At 74.5% G+C, this 17,993-nt stretch carries 12 protein-coding genes; 4 read left to right on the plus strand and 8 right to left on the minus strand.

Going from position 1 to position 17,993, the window contains the following annotated elements; all coding sequences use genetic code 11:
- Positions 1-5: 5 nt before the first annotated feature.
- The 3 genes from ACZ4VT_RS34785 to ACZ4VT_RS34795 form a co-directional block, all read right to left on the minus strand.
- Positions 6-1,604 carry an acyl-CoA carboxylase subunit beta gene (locus tag ACZ4VT_RS34785; protein ID WP_467955387.1) on the minus strand — a complete coding sequence of 533 codons (1,599 nt, stop codon included), beginning with the start codon at positions 1,602-1,604 and terminating at the stop codon, positions 6-8.
- Positions 1,601-3,289 carry an acyclic terpene utilization AtuA family protein gene (locus tag ACZ4VT_RS34790; RefSeq protein WP_467955399.1) on the minus strand — a complete coding sequence of 563 codons (1,689 nt, stop codon included), beginning with the start codon at positions 3,287-3,289 and terminating at the stop codon, positions 1,601-1,603. The genes ACZ4VT_RS34785 and ACZ4VT_RS34790 overlap by 4 nt, the downstream gene beginning before the upstream one ends.
- An 83-nt stretch (positions 3,290-3,372) precedes the next feature.
- Positions 3,373-4,185, minus strand: a complete 813-nt coding sequence (locus ACZ4VT_RS34795; protein WP_467955388.1) for a TIGR03084 family metal-binding protein — start codon at positions 4,183-4,185, stop codon at positions 3,373-3,375.
- 348 nt (positions 4,186-4,533) lie between these two features.
- Between ACZ4VT_RS34795 and ACZ4VT_RS34800 the strand changes: the two genes are divergently transcribed.
- Positions 4,534-6,156 (plus strand): CocE/NonD family hydrolase, encoded by a 1,623-nt coding sequence (locus ACZ4VT_RS34800; RefSeq protein WP_467955389.1) that lies wholly within the window; start codon positions 4,534-4,536, stop codon positions 6,154-6,156.
- A gap of 99 nt (positions 6,157-6,255) precedes the next feature.
- On the opposite strand, the gene ACZ4VT_RS34805 is transcribed toward ACZ4VT_RS34800, so the two are convergent.
- The 3 genes from ACZ4VT_RS34805 to ACZ4VT_RS34815 form a co-directional block, all read right to left on the minus strand.
- Positions 6,256-6,612 (minus strand): DUF1801 domain-containing protein, encoded by a 357-nt coding sequence (locus ACZ4VT_RS34805; RefSeq protein WP_467955390.1) that lies wholly within the window; start codon positions 6,610-6,612, stop codon positions 6,256-6,258.
- Positions 6,612-7,568 carry an EamA family transporter gene (locus ACZ4VT_RS34810; protein WP_467955391.1) on the minus strand — a complete coding sequence of 319 codons (957 nt, stop codon included), beginning with the start codon at positions 7,566-7,568 and terminating at the stop codon, positions 6,612-6,614. Before ACZ4VT_RS34810 ends, ACZ4VT_RS34805 begins: the two co-directional genes overlap by 1 nt.
- Positions 7,569-7,629: 61 nt before the next feature.
- Entirely contained in the window at positions 7,630-10,317 is a 2,688-nt protein-coding gene (locus ACZ4VT_RS34815; RefSeq protein ID WP_467955400.1) for an FAD-binding and (Fe-S)-binding domain-containing protein, read from the minus strand.
- Positions 10,318-10,491: 174 nt separating this feature from the next.
- On the opposite strand from ACZ4VT_RS34815, the gene serC reads away from it, so the two are divergent.
- Positions 10,492-11,610 carry a phosphoserine transaminase gene (serC, locus tag ACZ4VT_RS34820; protein ID WP_467955392.1) on the plus strand — a complete coding sequence of 373 codons (1,119 nt, stop codon included), beginning with the start codon at positions 10,492-10,494 and terminating at the stop codon, positions 11,608-11,610.
- A gap of 808 nt (positions 11,611-12,418) precedes the next feature.
- Complete coding sequence (locus ACZ4VT_RS34825) at positions 12,419-15,550, plus strand: sacsin N-terminal ATP-binding-like domain-containing protein (RefSeq protein WP_467955393.1); 3,132 nt, start codon at positions 12,419-12,421, stop codon at positions 15,548-15,550.
- A 366-nt stretch (positions 15,551-15,916) separates the two neighbouring features.
- Here ACZ4VT_RS34825 and ACZ4VT_RS34830 read toward each other — a convergent pair whose 3' ends face one another.
- Together ACZ4VT_RS34830 and ACZ4VT_RS34835 are read right to left on the minus strand one after the other, a co-directional pair.
- Positions 15,917-16,711, minus strand: coding sequence for an SGNH/GDSL hydrolase family protein (locus ACZ4VT_RS34830; protein WP_467955394.1), 795 nt, complete (start codon positions 16,709-16,711; stop codon positions 15,917-15,919).
- The gene (locus ACZ4VT_RS34835; RefSeq protein ID WP_467955395.1) at positions 16,698-17,264 is read right to left on the minus strand and encodes a PadR family transcriptional regulator; all 567 of its coding nucleotides are present in this window, start codon (positions 17,262-17,264) and stop codon (positions 16,698-16,700) included. Before ACZ4VT_RS34835 ends, ACZ4VT_RS34830 begins: the two co-directional genes overlap by 14 nt.
- An 87-nt stretch (positions 17,265-17,351) precedes the next feature.
- On the opposite strand from ACZ4VT_RS34835, the gene ACZ4VT_RS34840 reads away from it, so the two are divergent.
- Complete coding sequence (locus tag ACZ4VT_RS34840; protein ID WP_467955396.1) at positions 17,352-17,780, plus strand: nuclear transport factor 2 family protein; 429 nt, start codon at positions 17,352-17,354, stop codon at positions 17,778-17,780.
- The last annotated feature ends 213 nt before the right edge of the window (positions 17,781-17,993 follow it).

Genomic DNA, 17,993 nt, shown 5'->3' on the forward strand with positions numbered 1-17,993 from the left:
CGGGCTCACATCCGGAAGACGCCGAAGCCGCCACGGGCGCCCTCGACGGGGGCGTTGTGGACGGCCGACAGGCACAGGCCGAGGACGGTGCGGGTGTCGCGCGGGTCGATGACCCCGTCGTCGTACAGCCGCCCGGACAGGAACATCGGCAGGGACTCGGACTCGATCTGCGCCTCGACGAAGGCGCGCATCCCGGCGTCGGCCTCCTCGTCGTAGGGCAGCCCCTTCGCGGCGGCGGACTGCCGGGACACGATGGAGAGCACACCGGCGAGCTGCTGGGGCCCCATGACGGCGGACTTGGCGCTGGGCCAGGCGAAGAGGAAGCGGGGCTCGTAGGCGCGACCGCACATGCCGTAGTGGCCGGCGCCGTAGCTCGCGCCGATGAGCACGGACAGGTGCGGGACCTTCGAGTTGGAGACGGCGTTGATCATCATCGAGCCGTGCTTGATGATGCCGCCCTGCTCGTACTCCTTGCCGACCATGTATCCGGTGGTGTTGTGGAGGAAGAGCAGCGGGATGTCGCGCTGGTTGGCGAGCTGGATGAACTGGGCGGCCTTCTGCGACTCGGCGCTGAACAGCACGCCCTGTGCGTTGGCGAGGATGCCGACCGGATAGCCGTGGAGGGTGGCCCAGCCGGTGACGAGGCTGGTGCCGTAGAGCGGCTTGAACTCGTCGAAGTCGGAGGCGTCGACGATGCGGGCGATGACCTCGCGCGGGTCGAAGGGCGTCTTGAGGTCGGGCGGGACGATGCCGAGGAGTTCCTCGGCATCGTACTTCGGCTCCTGCGCCGGGGCCGGATCGGCGTGGGGCTTGCGGTGGTTCAGCCGGGCGACGACGCGGCGGGCCTGGCGGATGGCGTCGTACTCGTCGAGGGCGTAGTAGTCGGCGAGGCCGGAGGTGCGGGCGTGCATGTCCGCCCCGCCGAGGGACTCGTCGTCGCTCTCCTCGCCGGTGGCCATCTTGACCAGCGGCGGACCGCCGAGGAACACCTTCGAACGGTCCTTGATCATGATGGTGTGGTCGGACATGCCGGGGATGTACGCGCCTCCGGCGGTGGAGTTGCCGAAGACGACCGCGACGGTGGGAACGCCAGCGGCCGAGAGCCGGGTGAGGTCACGGAAGATGGCGCCGCCCGGGATGAAGATCTCCTTCTGGGAGGGGAGATCGGCGCCGCCGGACTCGACGAGGCTGATGCAGGGCAGGTGGTTCTGCCGGGCGATCTCGTTGGCCCGCAGGGCCTTCTTGAGGGTCCAGGGGTTGGAGGCGCCGCCGCGGACGGTGGGGTCGTTGGCGGTGACCAGGCACTCGACGCCCTCGACCGTGCCGATGCCGGTGACCATGGAGGCGCCGACGGGGTAATCGCTGCCCCAGGCGGCCAGCGGGGACAGCTCCAGGAACGGGGTGTCCGGGTCGAGGAGCAGCTCGACGCGCTCGCGGGCCAGGAGCTTGCCGCGCTGCTTGTGGCGGGCCGTGTACTTCTCGCCGCCGCCCTGGAGGGCCTTCGCGTGCTCGGCGTCGAGGGCGGCGAGGCGTTCCAGGGTGGCGGTACGGGCCTGCGCGTGCTCGAGGGCGTGCGGGTCGACGGTGGTGCGGAGGCGGGTCATGGGCCGGTCCCCTCCGGGGCGGTCTCGGGCAGCAGGTGGGTCGGGATGTCCAGGTGACGGGCGCGGAGCCATTCGCCGAGGGCCTTGGCCTGGGGGTCGAAGCGGTGGCCGGAGGCGACGCCGGCGCCGAGGATGCGGGGGATTTCGAAGTTCAGGGCACGGAGGTTCGGGAGCGCGTGCCGGATGACGGGCAGCTCCCGGGCTTCGGGGAGCAGCTCCTGGAAGACCTCCACCGTGAGGGTGTGGTGGAGCCAGTCCCAGGCCGCGGCCGATTCGACCCACACCCCGACGTTGGCGTCGCCGCCCTTGTCTCCGCTGCGGGCCCCGGCCAGTGCCCCGAGGGGGGCGCGGCTGGTGGGCCCTTCGGGGGCTCCGCCCCCGGACGCTCCCCCAGCTGCCGCTGGCGGTGCCCCCAGCGCCTCAAACGCCGGAGGGGCTGAAAGACCGGGACGGGGCGCGGTGGGGGAAAGGCTCCGCGCAGCGGATACCGGCAGGCGGGTGCCGTCCGGGAGGACGGCCACGTGGGGGACGGACTCCGCCAGGGTCAGGGTCGATGTGAAGGTGCCGTACGGCTGGGCCGGGCCCGGCGGGGTGGTGACGTGGAAGCCCGGGTAGCTGCCCAGGGCCAGTTCGATGGCCGTCGAGGTCAGGGCGCGGCCCACCCGGTCCGGGGACGGGTCGCGGACCACCAGCCGCAGCAGGGCGCTGGCCGTCTCCTCCGTCGGGGCGTCCTCGTGGTCCGTGCGGGCGAGGGTCCAGTCGGCGGTGGCCACGCCCTCCAGGGCGTCGGAGAGCTGTGTGCGGACCAGGGCCGCCTTCGCTTCGATGTCCAGGCCGGTCAGGACGAAGACGATCTCGTTGCGCCAGCCGCCGATGCGGGTGACGCCCACCTTGAGGGTGGGCGGCGGGGGTTCGCCGAGTACGCCGGAGATGCGGACGCGGTCGGGTCCGTCCTCGGCGAGGTGGACCGTGTCCAGGCGGGCGGTGACGTCGGGGCCGAGGTAGCGCACGCCCTGGGTCTCGTAGAGGAGTTGGGCGGTGACGGTGCCGATCGAGACGATCCCGCCCGTGCCGGGGTGTTTGGTGATGACCGCCGAGCCGTCGGCGGAGATCTCCGCGAGCGGGAACCCGGGGCGGCGGACGTCGTGCGCGGTGAAGAACGCGTAGTTGCCGCCGGTGGCCTGGGTTCCGCACTCCAGGACGTGGCCGGCGACCACCGCCCCCGCCAGCCTGTCGTGGTCGTCCGGGGCCCAGTCGAACCACCAGGCCGCCGGGCCGCTGACGAGTGCCGCGTCCGTGACCCGGCCGGTCACGACCACGTCCGCGCCGGCCCGCAGGCAGGCGGTGATGCCGGCGCCCCCGAGGTAGGCGTTGGCGGTCAGCGCCCCGTCCTCGTGCGGGGTGAGGTCGTCCCCTTCGACGTGGGCCACGGTGACGGGGACGCCCACTTTGGCCGCCAGGGCCCGTACGGCGTCGGCGAGTCCGGCCGGGTTGAGGCCTCCCGCGTTCGCGACGATGCGTACGCCCCGCTCGTGCGCGAGCCCGAGCCCCTCCTCCAGCTGGCGCAGGAAGGTCTTGGCGTAGCCGAGGTCCGGGTTCTTCAGGCGGTCGCGGCCGAGGATCAGCATGGTCAGCTCGGCGAGGTAGTCCCCGGTCAGCACGTCGAGCGGGCCGCCGGTCAGCATCTCGCGCAGGGCGTCGAAGCGGTCGCCGTAGAAGCCGGACGCGTTGCCGATCCGCAGCGGGCGGTCGGCGGGGGGCCGGGGGGTCACCGGGCGGCCCCCGGCTCGCGCCCCGCGCCCGCCGGGCCCGCGAAGGCCTGGGCGATGTCCAGCCAGCGGTCCGCGTCGGGGCCGGCCGCGGTGAGGGCCAGGTCGGCGCGGTGGGCCCGCTGGGTCACCAGGAGGCAGAAGTCGAGCGCCGGGCCGGTGATCCGCTGCGGGGCGTCCGCCGGCCCGTACGTCCACACCCCGGCGCCGTCGGGGGTGATCAGCTCGACCCGGAACTCCTCGGCGGGCGCGGGCAGTGCGCGTACGGCGTAGGCGTAGTCGCGGGCCCGTACGCCGATCCGCGCCACGTGCCGCAGCCGGGCGGTGGGGGTGCGGCGCACGCCGAGCGCGTCGGCGACGTCCTGGCCGTGCGCCCAGGTCTCCATCAGCCGGGCGCTCGCCATGGAGGCGGCCTTCATCGGCGGCCCGTACCAGGGGAACCGGGTGTCGGGCGAGGCCGCGGTGAGCGCCCCGTCGAGGGCGGCCCGCGTGGCCCGCCAGCGGGCGAGCAGTTCGGCGGGCGGCAGCGCCGCGCCCTCTTCCGCGCCCTCGTCGACGAAGGAGTCGGGGGCCTTCAGCGCCTCCTCGACCATGACGCCGAAGCCGGTGGCGTCGGTGAGGGCGAGCAGGGAGGCGCGGTCGGTCCAGTGCAGGTGGGCGATCTGGTGGGCGATGCTCCAGCCGGGCGCGGGGGTCGGCAGGGTCCAGTCGGGATCCGGCAACTCCCGGACGAGGGCTTCGAGTTCGCGGCCCTCCTCGCGCAGATCTGCGAAGACGGCGACGGCTGCGTCGACGGCGGACGGATCGGGCACGGTGCGCTCCCCTCTCGGCGTGAGGGAAGACTGGCAGCACCCAAGAAAACAATCAAGCACGCTTGCATGATTTTCTGTGAAGGCGGCGCCTTCCCGCCACCCACCCCAAACCGGCACGGCGGAAAGGGGGTTGTCCCGTCGCCCCGCCGACCGCAGGTCCCACCGGGCGGCGGCCGCCGGGCGCGGAGGGGGCGATTCAGGCCGTAAGCCGGAAACTCGCGATACGTCACCGGATGTCCCGTCGATACTGAACGTTCCGCTCCGGGCCCGGGCGCGCGCACCACGTTCGATCCGCATTCGATCCCCGTTCGATCCGCTTTGGATCCACGACGAAGAGGATGGACTGACGTGACTCCAGCCGCCCAACCCCCCTTCTCCCTCTATCCCGAACTCGACGCCACCGCCCTCAGCGCCTTCGTCGCCGCCCTGGAGAGCGGCGATGTCACCGGCCTCGCCCCCGCCCGCGCCGCGGAGGTCGCCGAGGTCCGCTCCCTCGCCGTGTTCACCCGCGGCAAGGTGACCGGCGCCGACGGGGACCTCCTCGACGCCGCGCTCTGGCGGCACACCGGGGCCCAGCCGCGCCCGGTGATCGTCATGCCCTCGCCCTGGACCAGCCTGGGCTGGCTGCCGTACGCCGTCCAGGCCAGCCTGTTCGCGGCCCGCGGCTACAACGTCCTCGCCTACTCCGCCCGCGGCTTCGCCGGCTCCGAGGGCCAGGCCGACGTGGCCGGCCCGCTCGACGTCGCCGACGGCAGCCGGGCCCTGGACCACCTCATCGAGCGCAGCTCCGGCCCCGTGACGAAGATCGGCTTCCTCGGGGACTCGTACGGCTCCGGCATCAGCCAGCTGGTCGCCGCGCACGACACCCGCGTCGACGCCGTGGTCGCGCTCAGCACCTGGGGCGACCTCGGGGAGGCGTTCTACGAGAACTCCACCCGCCACGTCGCCGCCGTACGGGCCCTGCTCAAGGCGGCCGCGAAGGCACGGCTGAGCCCGCAGACGCACAGCGTCTTCGACAACGTCCTCGGCAACCGCGACATCCCCGGCACGCTGCGCTGGGCGGAGACCCGCTCGCCCTTCAGCCACATCAAGGAGCTCAACCGCCGCCAAGTGCCGGTCTTCTTCTCGCACGCCTGGCACGAGACGCTCTTCCCGCCCAACCAGACCCTGAAGATGTTCAACGAGCTGACCGGCCCCAAACGCCTCGCCGTCTCCATCGGCGACCACTCCGGGCCCGAGATGACCGGCATGCTCGGCCTGCCGAACCGGATCTGGACGGACGCCCACCGCTGGTTCGACCACCACCTCAAGGGCATCGACAACGGCATCGGCGCCGAAGGCCAGGTGCTCGGCGAGGTCATGTGGAGCAAGACCCTCGAACCCCGCCCCAGCTGGCCCTCCCTCACCGAGAGCGTGCAACGGCTGCACCTGGCCGACGACGGGGAACTGGCCGAGGAGCCGCAGGCCGGCTGGACCGCGACCGTCGTGTGCGGGGTGGACACCCCGGCGACCGTCGCCGACAAGGTCGTCGAGTCCGGATACGACGAGATCGCCGGCCGCCCGAAGATCTACCCGACCGACGACATCGACCGCACCCTCGCCGCCGTATGGGAAGCGGACCCGGCCGCGGAGACCGTCCGGCTGCGCGGCACGCCCCGGCTGCGCGTCACCTACCGGGCGGCGAACCCCGGCTCCACCTTCGTCGCGTACCTCCTCGACGCGGCCCCCGACGGCACGGCCCACATCGTCACGCACGCCCCGTACACCGATGCCGACTCCCCGCCCGACAGCCTGGTCAGCGCGGACATCGACCTCCAGGCGACGGCGTACGACGTACCGCGCGGTCACCGCCTGATGCTGGTGATCGACGCCCGCGACCCGTTCTACGGCGACGCCAACCTGCCGCGCGCGACGCTGGCGTTCACCTCGCCCGAGGCGACGCCCTCCTACCTGGACCTGCCGCTCGGCTGAGACGTACACCCGCCCGGCCGGTCCCCCGCGGCCGGCGGGGCGGGCGTACGCGTCAGCAACGACGCAGGGAGTGCCCGCCCGGTTGCACTCGGGACACCCTCAGCAGACCTGGCCCGGCGCGGCCCGCGCCGTGGCGCGGAGGAGGTCGCGCAAAAGGTCGAAGTCGACCTTGGCCGGGTTACGGAAGCGGAGGCAGGCCTTGCCCATGTCGTGGGCGGCCAGCCGGTCCTCGAAGGCGTCCCGTACGTCCGTGCGCAGCAGATAGAAGGAGATGTACTGCTTCTGGTTCGCCCAGGCGATCTCCCCGACGGTCTCGCCGGGCCGCACGTAGGCGGGCATCCCGTACGCGATGACCTCCTCGAAGCCCGTCAGTTCCGCCAGGCACAGTTCCCGCAGGCGGGTGAGGGCGGGGCGGCGGGCCTCGGGGGCCCCGGCCAGGTAGGTGACGACGTCCATCAGGCGGGCTGCTTCCGGATCTGGGAACGGACCGCGCCCATGCTGGCCGCGATCACGAGGGCGATGGCCAGGGCGTCCACGGCGGACATGGCCTGGTTCAGGACGAGGAAGCCCGCGGTGGCGGCGATGGCCGGCTCCAGGCTCATCAGGATCGCGAAGGTCGGGGCCGGCATCCGCCGCAGGGCGAGCATTTCCAGCGTGTACGGCAGGACGGAGGACAGTACGGCCACGCCGAGGCCCAGCGCGAGGGTGCTCGGGACCAGCAGGTCCGTGCCCGCGCCGGCGATGCCCAGCGGCAGCGAGAGGACCGCGGCCACCGCCATCGCCAGGGCCAGGCCGTCCGCCTGCGGGAAGCGGCGGCCCGTACGCGCGCTGAACACGATGTACGCCGCCCACATCGCGCCCGCCCCGAGGGCGTAGGCCGCGCCCAGCGGATCGAGCGAGCCGAAGCCGAGGCCGCCCCCGCCGTGTCCGGAGAGCAGGACCACGCCGCCGAGGGCGAGGCCGGCCCACAGGAGGTTCACCAGGCGCCGGGAGACGAGGACGGACAGCGCGAGCGGCCCGAGCACCTCCAGGGTGACGGCCGGGCCGAGCGGGATCCGGTCGATGGCCTGGTAGAAGAGCCCGTTCATGCCGGCCATGGCGACGCCGAAGGCGAGCACCGTGCCCCAGTCGGAGCGGGAGTGGCCGCGCACCTTGGGCCGGCACAGGAGCAGCAGCACGACCGCGGCGGCCGCGAGGCGCAGGGTGACCACGCCCGCCGCGCCCGCCCTCGGCATGATCATGACCGCGAGGGCGGCGCCGAACTGCACCGAGATTCCCGCCGAGATCACCAGCGCGACCGGCCCGAGACCGCGGCCGCGGCCCTCGGCGGGCAGCGGGGCCGGTACGGCGGCGGGGGCCGCCGCGGCGGCCGGCGAGGGCGAGGAGGAGGGGGATGCGGAAGGTGCGGGCATTTATCCAGATTACGCGTTCCGTAAGGAGTGTCTAGCCGTGTCTTGCCTTACAGGTCTTGCCTTACAGGTCCGCCGTCAGGCCCTCCGCCAGGAGTTCCGCCAGGTGGCGGGCCGGGACCCCGCCGAGCTGGGCGATCTGGGTGCGGCACGAGAAGCCGTCCGCCTGGACCAGGGCGTCCGGACCGGCCGCGCGCAGCGCCGGGAGCAGCTGTTCCTCCGCGCAGGCCACCGACACCTCGTGGTGGCCCGGCTCGAAGCCGAAGTTCCCGGCCAGACCGCAGCAGCCGCCGCTGAGCTCGCCCACGAGGCCGGCGCGCTCGCGCAGCCGCCGGTCCGCCGCGTCGCCGAGCACCGCGTGCTGGTGGCAGTGGGTCTGCCCGGCCACCGCGCGGTCGAGGCGGGGCGGCCGCCAGTGCGGGGCGTACTCCTCCAGGGCCTCGGCGAAGGTGCGGACGGCTGCCGCCAGGCGGGCCGCGCGGGGGTCGTCGGGGAGGAGGGCGGGGAGGTCCGTGCGGAGGGCCGCGGCGCAGCTGGGTTCCAGCACCACCACGGGTGCCGGGGCGTCGCCGATGGCGGTCAGGGTGCGCTGGAGGACCTTGCGGGCGCGGTCGAGGCGGCCGGTGGAGATGTAGGTCAGGGCGCAGCAGACCGTTCCGCCGCGGGGGACCGTCACCGTCAGGCCGGCCGCCTGCAGGACCCGTACCGCTGCGCGGCCGGCCTCGGGGGCGAGGTACTCCGTGAAGGTGTCGGGCCAGAGCGTGACGGTGGGGGTGGCCGTGGTGGCCGTGGGTGCGGTGCCCTGCGGGCCGCTTCCGGGCTCTGCCCGGACCCGCGCCTCAAACGCCGGCGGGGCTGACGCAGAGCGGCTGAACGGCTCGGCCGCCAGGGCCGGCATGGGGCGCTGCCGGGCCAGGCCCGGGACGGGCACCAGGCGGGCCAGCGCATTCGCGGCTCTCGCCCCCCGCACCCGGGTGATCAGGCGGAGCCAGGCCGGGAGGCCGCCCAGGACGTAGTGGGCGAGCGGGCGGATGCGCCCCGCCCAGTGGTGGTGCAGGAACTGCGACTTGTACGTGGCCATGTCCACACCCACCGGGCAGTCGCTGAGGCAGCCCTTGCAGCCCAGGCACAGGTCCAGGGCCTCGGCGACCTCCGCCGAGCGCCAGCCGTCCCGCACGATCTCCCCCGCCAGCATCTCGTGCAGCAGCCGGGCCCGGCCGCGCGTGGAGTGCCGTTCCTCGCCCGTGGCCCGGTACGAGGGACACATCGCCCCCGGCCCGCCGCCGGCGTCCGCGGTGCGGCACTTCGCGACCCCGACGCACCGCGCGACCTCACCGGCGAACGGCGTGGCCGGCAGCACCGCGAAGCGGAGGTTCTCGTCGAGCCGTGCGGGCCGGACCAGCATCCCCGGGTTCATCCCGCCGGCCGGATCCCACACGTCCTTGTACGCGCCGAACAGCCGGATCACCTCCGGCCCGTACATGCGCGGCAGCAGTTCGGCGCGCGCCTGTCCGTCGCCGTGCTCCCCCGACAGCGAGCCGCCGTGCGCGACGACCAGGTCGGCCAGTTCGCCGGAGAAGGCCCGGAAGCGGGCCACCCCGGCCGCCGAGACGAGGTCGAAGTCGATGCGTACGTGCACACAGCCCTCGCCGAAGTGCCCGTACGGGGATCCGCGCAGCCCGTGTGCCGCCAGCAGCGCGCGGAACTCCCGCAGGTACGCGCCCAGCCGGGCCGGCGGCACCGCGCAGTCCTCCCATCCCGGCCAGGCCATCTCCCCTCCCGGCAGCCGGGTCGCGGTGCCCGCCGCGTCCTCCCGGATCCGCCACAGGGCTCGCCGGCCCGCCGGGTCGCAGACCACGACCGCGTCGAGGGCGTCGGCGCCCCGGACGAGTTCCCGCGCCGCGGCCTCGTCCCACATCTCCACGAACAGCCAGGCCCGGCCCCGCGGCAGTCCCGCCGCCCCGCGCACCAGGTCCTCGGCCATCCCCTCCACCGTCAGCGGCCGGTACGGGAGCAGCCCGGCGGCCGCGTCCGCGGCCGCGCTCTCGTCGGCGTACCCGAGGACGGCCAGGACCGGTGCGCGCGGCGCCTCCACCAGGCGCACGACGGCCTCGGTCACCACCCCGAGCGTGCCCTCGCTCCCGCAGAAGGCGCGCGCCGGCTGCACCCCGCGCTCGGGCAGCAGCGCGTCCAGTCCGCCGTAGCCGGAGATCCGCCGCGAGAAGCCGCCGCCCATCCCGGTGCGCAGGAGGGCGAGGTTCCCGTCGACCAGTTCCCGCAGCCCTTTCGGCGCCCCCGACCAGCCCGTGCCGATCCGGTGCGCGGCGCCCCCGTACGCCGTCACCGCCAGCTCGGCCACGTTGTCCGCGGTGGTGCCCCAGGCCACCGAGTGGGCTCCGCACGCGTTGTTGCCGATCATGCCGCCGAGGGTGCAGCGGGAGTGCGTGGAGGGGTCCGGCCCGAAGGTCAGTCCGTACGGGCGCACCGCGTCCCGCAGCCGGTCGAGTACGAGGCCGGGCTGGACCACGGCGGTGCGCGCGGCCGGGTCCACCGACACCAGGGCGTTCATGTGCCGGGTGAGGTCGAGGACCACTCCGGTGCCGGTGGCCTGGCCGGCGATGGAGGTGCCGCCGCCGCGCGGGACGACGGGAACCCCGGCCTCGGCGCACACGCGGAGGGCGGCCGCCACGTCCTCGGCGTCGCGCGGAGCGACCACGCCGACGGGGACGCGCCGGTAGTTGGAGGCGTCCATGGTCGTCAGTGCCCGGGCGGCGGCCCCGAAGTCCACCTCGCCGCGCAGCTCCGCCCGCAATGTCCGTTCGAGTTCCCCGGGTGACGTCACGGCACCACCCTCGCACCGTCCGGCCGCGTCTCATCGGGTGGACGCGCCTCCGAGGCGTGGACCGGGACCGGATACGCTCCGCTCGTGGCCGAGATCCAGATTCCCGCTGACATCAAGCCCGCCGACGGACGCTTCGGCGCGGGCCCCTCCAAGGTGCGGACCGAGGCGCTGGACGCCCTCGCCGCCACCGGTACCTCCCTGCTCGGAACCTCCCACCGCCAGGCCCCGGTCAAGAACCTGGTCGGCTCGGTGCGGCAGGGCATCCGGGACCTCTTCTCCCTCCCCGAGGGGTACGAGGTGATCCTGGGCAACGGCGGCTCCACCGCCTTCTGGGACATCGCGACCGCCGGTCTGATCGAGCGGAAGTCCCAGCACCTCACCTTCGGTGAGTTCTCCTCCAAGTTCGCCAAGGCCGCGAAGCTCGCGCCGTGGCTGGACGAGCCCTCCGTGATCTCCTCGGAGCCGGGCACGCACCCGGAGCCGGTGGCCGAGGCGGGCGTGGACGTGTACGCGTACACGCACAACGAGACCTCGACGGGTGTCGCCGCGCCGGTCAAGCGCGTCGCGGGTGCCGACGCCGGTTCACTCGTCCTGGTGGACGCGACCTCGGGCGCCGGGGGTCTGCCGGTGGACATCACCGAGACGGACGTCTACTACTTCGCCCCGCAGAAGTCCTTCGCCTCGGACGGCGGCCTGTGGCTGGCCGCGTTCTCCCCGGCCGCCCTGGAGCGCGCCGCCCGCGTGCACGCGTCGGGCCGGCACATCCCGGAGTTCTTCTCGCTGCCGACGGCGATCGACAACTCGCTGAAGAACCAGACGTACAACACCCCGGCGCTGGCCACCCTCTTCCTGCTGGACCAGCAGCTGGAGTGGATGAACAGCCAGGGCGGCCTGCGGTTCACCACCGGCCGTACGGCGGCCAGCGCGCGCAACCTGTACGGCTGGGCGGAGGCGTCGAAGTACGCGACCCCCTTCGTCGTGGACGCCGACAAGCGCTCGTCCGTCATCGGCACGATCGACTTCTCGGACGACATCGACGCGGCGGCCGTCGCCAAGGTGCTGCGCGCCAACGGGATCGTGGACACCGAGCCGTACCGCAAGCTGGGCCGCAACCAGCTGCGCGTCGCGATGTTCCCGGCGATCGACCCGGCCGACGTGCAGAAGCTGACGGCCTGCATCGACTACGTGATCGAGAAGCTCTGACGGTCCGTACCGATCGGTTCCGAGGCCCCCGGTGACGTGAAGTCGCCGGGGGCCTCGGCGTTCCCGGTCTCCCGCGCGCGGTTTCGGCCAGCGTCCGAGCTCAAGCGGACGGAAGGTCCGCGTTCCGGTTGCCCCCGCGGGCGGGCATCCGGTGCAGGGTACGGAAGAGCCCGGCCGGTGGGCGGGCCGTTCAATCCACCGACGAGATCAGGCCATTCGAAGATCGCGGGCGGGTGGGGGAAGTTGGTCCGACCGAGGGGGCGCGGCCTACTGTCGCCCCAGGTCACCACCGGTTCGCGCTCGTCAGCTGATCGTCGGTGGACCGCCCTCGCCGTTTGACCCGGTGCGGACGGTCCGCGAGCTGCCGGCCGCCCCCGCGATGCCGGGCCACTCCCTCCCGTGGCCCGGCGTCCGGAGCGACGCACGACAAGCGACAAGCGACGGCCTGAGTCCGCCACCCCTCCGCCTCCGCCGGGGCGGACCGCATCAGGATCCCCCGCATCGGCGTGGACGCCCCGCTCGACGCCGTCGGCCTCGCCCCCAGGGCGTCATGCGGGAGCCCGACTTCGCCAAGCCGCGGGACGCGGCCTGGTACGAGGAGAAGGCCTACGGGGACACGCACGGCAGGGCGGAACTCCGCCTGATCACCTGCGGCGGCAGCTCACCCCGGACCGCCACTGCCATGCCAACGTCGTCGTGTTCGCGCACCTCACGGGCAAGGCGTAGTTCCGTACGCGATACCTTCAGGGGTCCGGAGGGCAACTCCGGCGGGCAACTCTTGACGGCAGCACAGCGTGGAGGCAGCGGCGTGAGCGTGCGAGTGACGGCGGCACAGAGCGGCGTGGACCCCTTCGGCACGGCCCGGCTGCGGCGCGGGGTGCTCGACGCCTGGGGCGCCGGCCCGGCCCGGTTCCGCGAGGACGCCAACGCCGAGGAGGACCTCGCACTCGGCGGCTACCGGGACCGGCTCGTCATCGAGCTGGCGCAGAACGCCGCCGACGCCGCGGCCCGGGCCAAGGTGCCCGGCCGGCTGCGGCTCACCCTGCACGAGGGCCAGAACGGCCACGCTCTGCTGGCCGTCGCCAACACCGGGGCCCCGCTCGACGCGACGGGCGTGGAGTCGCTGAGCACCCTGCGCGCCTCCGCCAAGCGGGAGCCCTCCGGTGACAGCGTCGGCCGCTTCGGCGTCGGCTTCGCGGCCGTCCTCGCCGTCTCCGACGAGCCCGCGGTGCTCGGCCGGCACGGCGGCGTCCGCTGGTCTCTGGCCGAGGCCCGCGAACTGGCCCGGGACGCCGCCGTCGGCAGCCCCGGCCTCGGCGACGAACTGCGCCGCCGCGACGGCCACGTCCCGCTGCTGCGGCTCCCGTTGCCCGCCGAGGGCACCGCCCCCGACGGCTACGACACCGTCGTGGTCCTCCCGCTGCGCGACGCCGCCGCCGAGGACCTCGTGGAGCGACTGCTGGCGGGCATCGACGACGCCCTGCTGCTCACCCTGCCCGGGCTGCGCGAGGTCGTGGTGGAAACCCCCTCCGGCGGCTCCCGCGCCCTGTACCGGCGCGACGAGGGCCCGTACACCGTCATCGAGGACACCACCGCGTCCGGCACGCACACCAGCCGCTGGCGCACCGTCCGCCACGGCGGCCCCATCGAGCGCGCCCTGCTCGCCGACCGGCCCGTCGAGGAACGGCTGCGGCCCGCCTGGGCGGTGTCCTGGGCCGTGCCCGTCGACTCCGAAGGCGCCCCGCTGCGCCCGGCCACGGCGCCCGTCGTGCACGCGCCGACCCCCACCGACGAGCCGCTGGGCATCCCGGCCCTGCTCATCGCGACCCTGCCGCTGGACACCACCCGCCGGCACCCCGCCCCGGGACCGCTGACCGACTTCCTCGTGGAGCGCGCGGCCGACGCGTACGCCGAACTCCTCGGCGCCTGGGACCCGGTGAGCACCGCCCTCGTCGACCTGGTCCCCGGCCCGCTCGGCAAGGGCGAGCTGGACGGGGCCCTGCGCCACGCCGTGCTCCAGCGGCTCCCCCGTATCGCCTTCCTCGCGCCGGCCGCACCGCCCGAGCACGCGGAGGAGCGCGCGGCCCTGCGCCCCTTCGAGGCCGAGGTGGTGGAGGGCGCGGGCGCCGACACCGTACGCGTCCTCGCCGAGGTCCTGCCGACGCTGCTGCCGGCGGGCCTGGAGCGCCGCGCCGAACTGCGCACCCTGGGCGTGGGCCGGCTCCCGCTGGGCGATGCCATCGAGCGGATCGCGGGCATCGAGCGGACCCCCGAGTGGTGGCACCGGCTCTACGACAGCCTCGCCGGCGTGGACCCCGACCGGCTGTCCGGGCTGCCCGTGCCGCTCGCCGACGGCCGCACGACGATCGGGCCGCGCCACGTCCTGCTCCCGTACGCGGACACCCCGGCGGACCTGGCCCGGCTGGGGCTGAAGGTGGCCCACCCGGACGCGGCGCACCCGCTGCTGGAGAAGCTCGGGGCCCTGCCGGCCACCGCCCGGGCCGTGCTGACGACCCCGCAGGTGCGGGCCGCCGTCGCCGGCTCCCTCGACGCCGGGGAGGTCTGGGACGAGGACGCGGACACCCTGGACGCCGACGAACTGGCCGAGGTGGTCCTGGGGCTGGCCCGCGACGCCGATCTGGCGCCGGGCGACGAGCCCTGGCTGGGCGCGCTGGCCCTGCCCGACGAGGACGGCGAACTGGTCCCGGCGGGCGAACTGCTGCTGCCGGGCTCGGCGCTCGCCTCGGTGATCCGCGAGGACGAGGTCCCGTACGTGGACGCCGAGCTGGCGCAGCGGTGGGGCGAGGGCCCGCTCACCGCCTGCGGGGTGCTGGCGACGTTCCAGCTGGTGCGCGCCACCGACGTCGTCCTCGACCCGGACGAACTGGAACCCCGCGAAGGGGACTTCGCCGAGCCCGACGACGCGGGACTGCTGGACGCGGTGGACGTGTGGTGCGAGGACCTGCTGGACCAGCTGCCGGACACCCCGGTGCCGCCGGTGGCGACCGAGCTGGTCGCCGTACGGGACCTCGACCTGGTCGACGACGACTGCTGGCCGCAGGCCCTGGCGATGCTCGCGCAGCCGCCGCTGCGCGACGCGCTGACCCAGCCCGTACGGGTGCTGCTGCCGGACGGCACCACGCAGTCCGTGCGCTCGTACACCGCGTGGTGGCTGCGCGACCACCCGGTGCTCGACGGCCGCCGCCCGGCGGGTCTGCGCGCGGCGGGCGGCGACCCGCTGCTGGCGGGCCTCTACACCCCGGCGGACGCCACGGGCTTCGAGGACGAGCAGGTCCTGCGGGCGCTGGGCGTACGGACCACCGTGCCGGCCCTGCTGGACGAGCCCGGCGGCGCGGCCGAGCTGCTGGCCCGGCTCGCCGACCCGGAGCGCGAGGTGACGGGCCGGCAACTGCACGGCCTGTACGGGGCGCTGGCCGATCTGGACCCCGAGCAGGTCACCCTGCCGGACGAGCTGCGCGCGGTGGTGGACGGCGAGGTCCGGGTGGTGGACGCGGCCGACGCCGTGATCGCGGACGCCCCGGACCTGCTGCCGCTGACGGCGGGGCTCCCGCTGCTGCCGGTGCCGCCGTCGCGCGCGGCGGACCTCGCGGAGCTGCTCCAGGTGCGGCGCCTGTCGGAGACGGTCCCGGCGGAGGTGACGACGCCGGGTGAGGTGCACGAGGTACCGGAGTCGGTGCGCGTGCTGCTGGGCCCGGCCACCCCGGTGACGTACGTGGAGCACGAGGAGCTGGTCGCGGGCGGCACGGAACTCGACTGGCGCCGCACCCCCGACGGCACCCTCCACGCGTCCACGCTGGAGGGCGTAGCGGCCGGTCTCGCGTGGGCGGCGGGCCAGTGGCCGCGCCGCTTCGAGGTGGCGGCGCTGCTGGAGGATCCGTCGCGCACGGCGGAACTGGCGCGGGACCGCTGGTTCGACTGAGCGGCCGCGCCACTGCCTCCGGCGGGTCGGCAGGCTGTGGGCCGGTTGTGCCGGGGCCGGGCGCCGGTTGGCTGCGCCGCTCGGGCCGGGCTTCGGGTTGGCCGGTTGCGCCGGACCCGGGCGGGCGGGGGGCCGGTTGTGCCGGGGCCGGGCGCGCGCCGGGGCGTCTCCTCGGGCGCCGAACGCGTCGAGGGGTCGGAGAGCGGAGCCTTGTTGTGTTCGGCGCCCTGCGGGGATCACCCCGACACACACCCGACCCGGGCCCAACCGGCAACTCCAGCCCCGCCGGCGTTTGAGGCGCGGGGTCCGGGGCGGAGCCCCGGCAGCGGCGCCGCGCTGGGAGACGGCCGGGCACAACCGGCTGGTTCAGCGGGTTTCGAGGGGCGTCGCGCTCAGCGGCAGCAGCTGGGGGCGCTTGGCGGTGCGGCCGTCCCCGGAGGAGCGGCCGCGCAGCCGACGGCCCAGCCAAGGGCCGAGGAAAGTGGCGAACCAGCGCAGTTCGGCCGCCAGGGCCGATCCGGGCGGAGCGGCGGCCTGCGGCGGCAGCGGGTGCGTCCAGCTGTCGTCGCTGCCGGGCAGGTGGAGGGCGTGGGCGAGGGCCGCGGCGATCCGTGCGTGGCCGACGGCGCTGGCGTGCAGGCGGTCCGTGGTCCACATCCGCGGGTCGGCCACGGCGGCCGGCCGGGCGGTCTCGGCGACGGTGACCCCGTGGCGGGCGGCCGCGGCGCGGATACGGTCGTTGAGGTCGGCTATGCGGGGCGAGAGGGGCCGGGCCAGGGGCACGACCCCGCCCAGGTCGGGGAAGGTCACGGTCGCCACGTGGGTGCCGGCGTCCGTGAGCGCGGTGAACATCTCCTCCAGCTGCGCGGCGACCTCCGCGGCGTCGAACCGGGGCCGGAGGATGTCGTTGACCCCGGCGACGACGGTGGCCAGGTCGGGGCGCAACGCCAGGGCGGCGCCCAGCTGTTCGGCGCGGACCTGGCCGGCGAGGCGTCCCCGTACGGCCAGGTTGGCGTATTGGAGGCCGGGGTTGACGGCCGTGAGGTGCCCGGCGAGGCGGTCGGCGAAGCCGCGCAGGCCCGCCGTGTCGTCCCCGTCGCCGAGGCCTTCGGTCTGGCTGTCGCCCAGGGCGACGTAGCGCAGGTACTCACCGTTCGGCACGGTTCAGCCTCTCCCTCAAGACGGCCGCACTGCGGCGGCACCAGTCGCGGTGGCCCTGTTCGAAGGCGATGCCGCGCAGGCCGGTCAGGTACCCGCCGATGCGCTCGCCGCGGACCAGGTACTCCTCCTCGTCCATGTCGCCGCGCATCTTGCGCAGCACCCTGCCGAGGAGCTCGATCTTGGCCTCGGCCGCGGCCGCCCGCTCTTCGAGCTGTCCGATCACGGGCGCGGTGCCGATCCGGTCGGCGTTCTGGACCTTGACGAGGAGGTCGTCGCGGATGACCAGGGGCTTCGACGCGGCCGCGGCGAAGTCCTCCAGCTCGGCGCGGCCGGCGTCGGTGACCTGGAACATGCGCTTGTTGGGCCGGCTCTCCTGGACCACCTGGCGGCCCTCGACCAGCCCGTCCTTCTCCAGCTTGGTCAGCTCGGCGTACAGCTGCTGGGGGGAGGCGTGCCAGAAGTTCGCGACGCCGATGTCGAACGACTTCGCCAGTTCGTAGCCGCTGTACTCGCCGTCCAGCAGCGCCGCCAGTACGGCGTGTCTCAAGGCCATCGCGGCAGCCCCCTTCCCTTTCCTCGCCCTCCCCCGCATCATACTCACAAATATGACTACTCAATTTTATGAGTATGAGGAGGGGCCATGAGGGAACTGGACCAGCAGACCGCCGAACGCTTCCGCGCAGCCGTGGAGAAGCGCGACCTCGCCGCGGTGGAGGACCTGTTCACCGAGGACATCCGGTTGTACAGCCCGGTGAAGTTCACCCCCTTCGAGGGCCGCCCCATGGTGCTGGGCCTCTTCGGGGTCCTGCTGCGGATCTTCGAGGACTTCCGCTACGTCGGCCGCTTCGAGGGCACGGCCGAGACGAGCACCGACGGCACGGAGACCCCCTCGGCGATCCTGGCCTTCCGCGCCACGGTGGACGGCAAGCAGATCCACGGCATCGACCTGCTCCAGTTCGACGAGGAGGGCCGCGTCAAGGAGTTCACGGTCATGGTCCGCCCCCAGTCCGCCGTCCAGGCCCTCGGCCAAGCCGTCCTCACCGGCCTCCGGTCCGAGGGCCTCGCGTAGGCCGTCGCCTCCGCCGCCCTAGGCCGGGAATGTGCGGTTGACCCAGCGGAAGGTGAACTCGATCAGGGTCGGGGGGGGGGGGGGGGGGGGGGGGGGGGGGGGGGGGGGGGGGGTGGGGGGGGGTGGGGGGGGGGGGGGGGGGGGGGGGGGGGGGGGGGGGGGGGGGGGGGGGGGGGGGGGGGGAGGGGGGGGGGGGGGGGGGGGGGGGGGAGG

Source organism: Streptomyces sp. NPDC029164 (genome assembly GCF_055563995.1).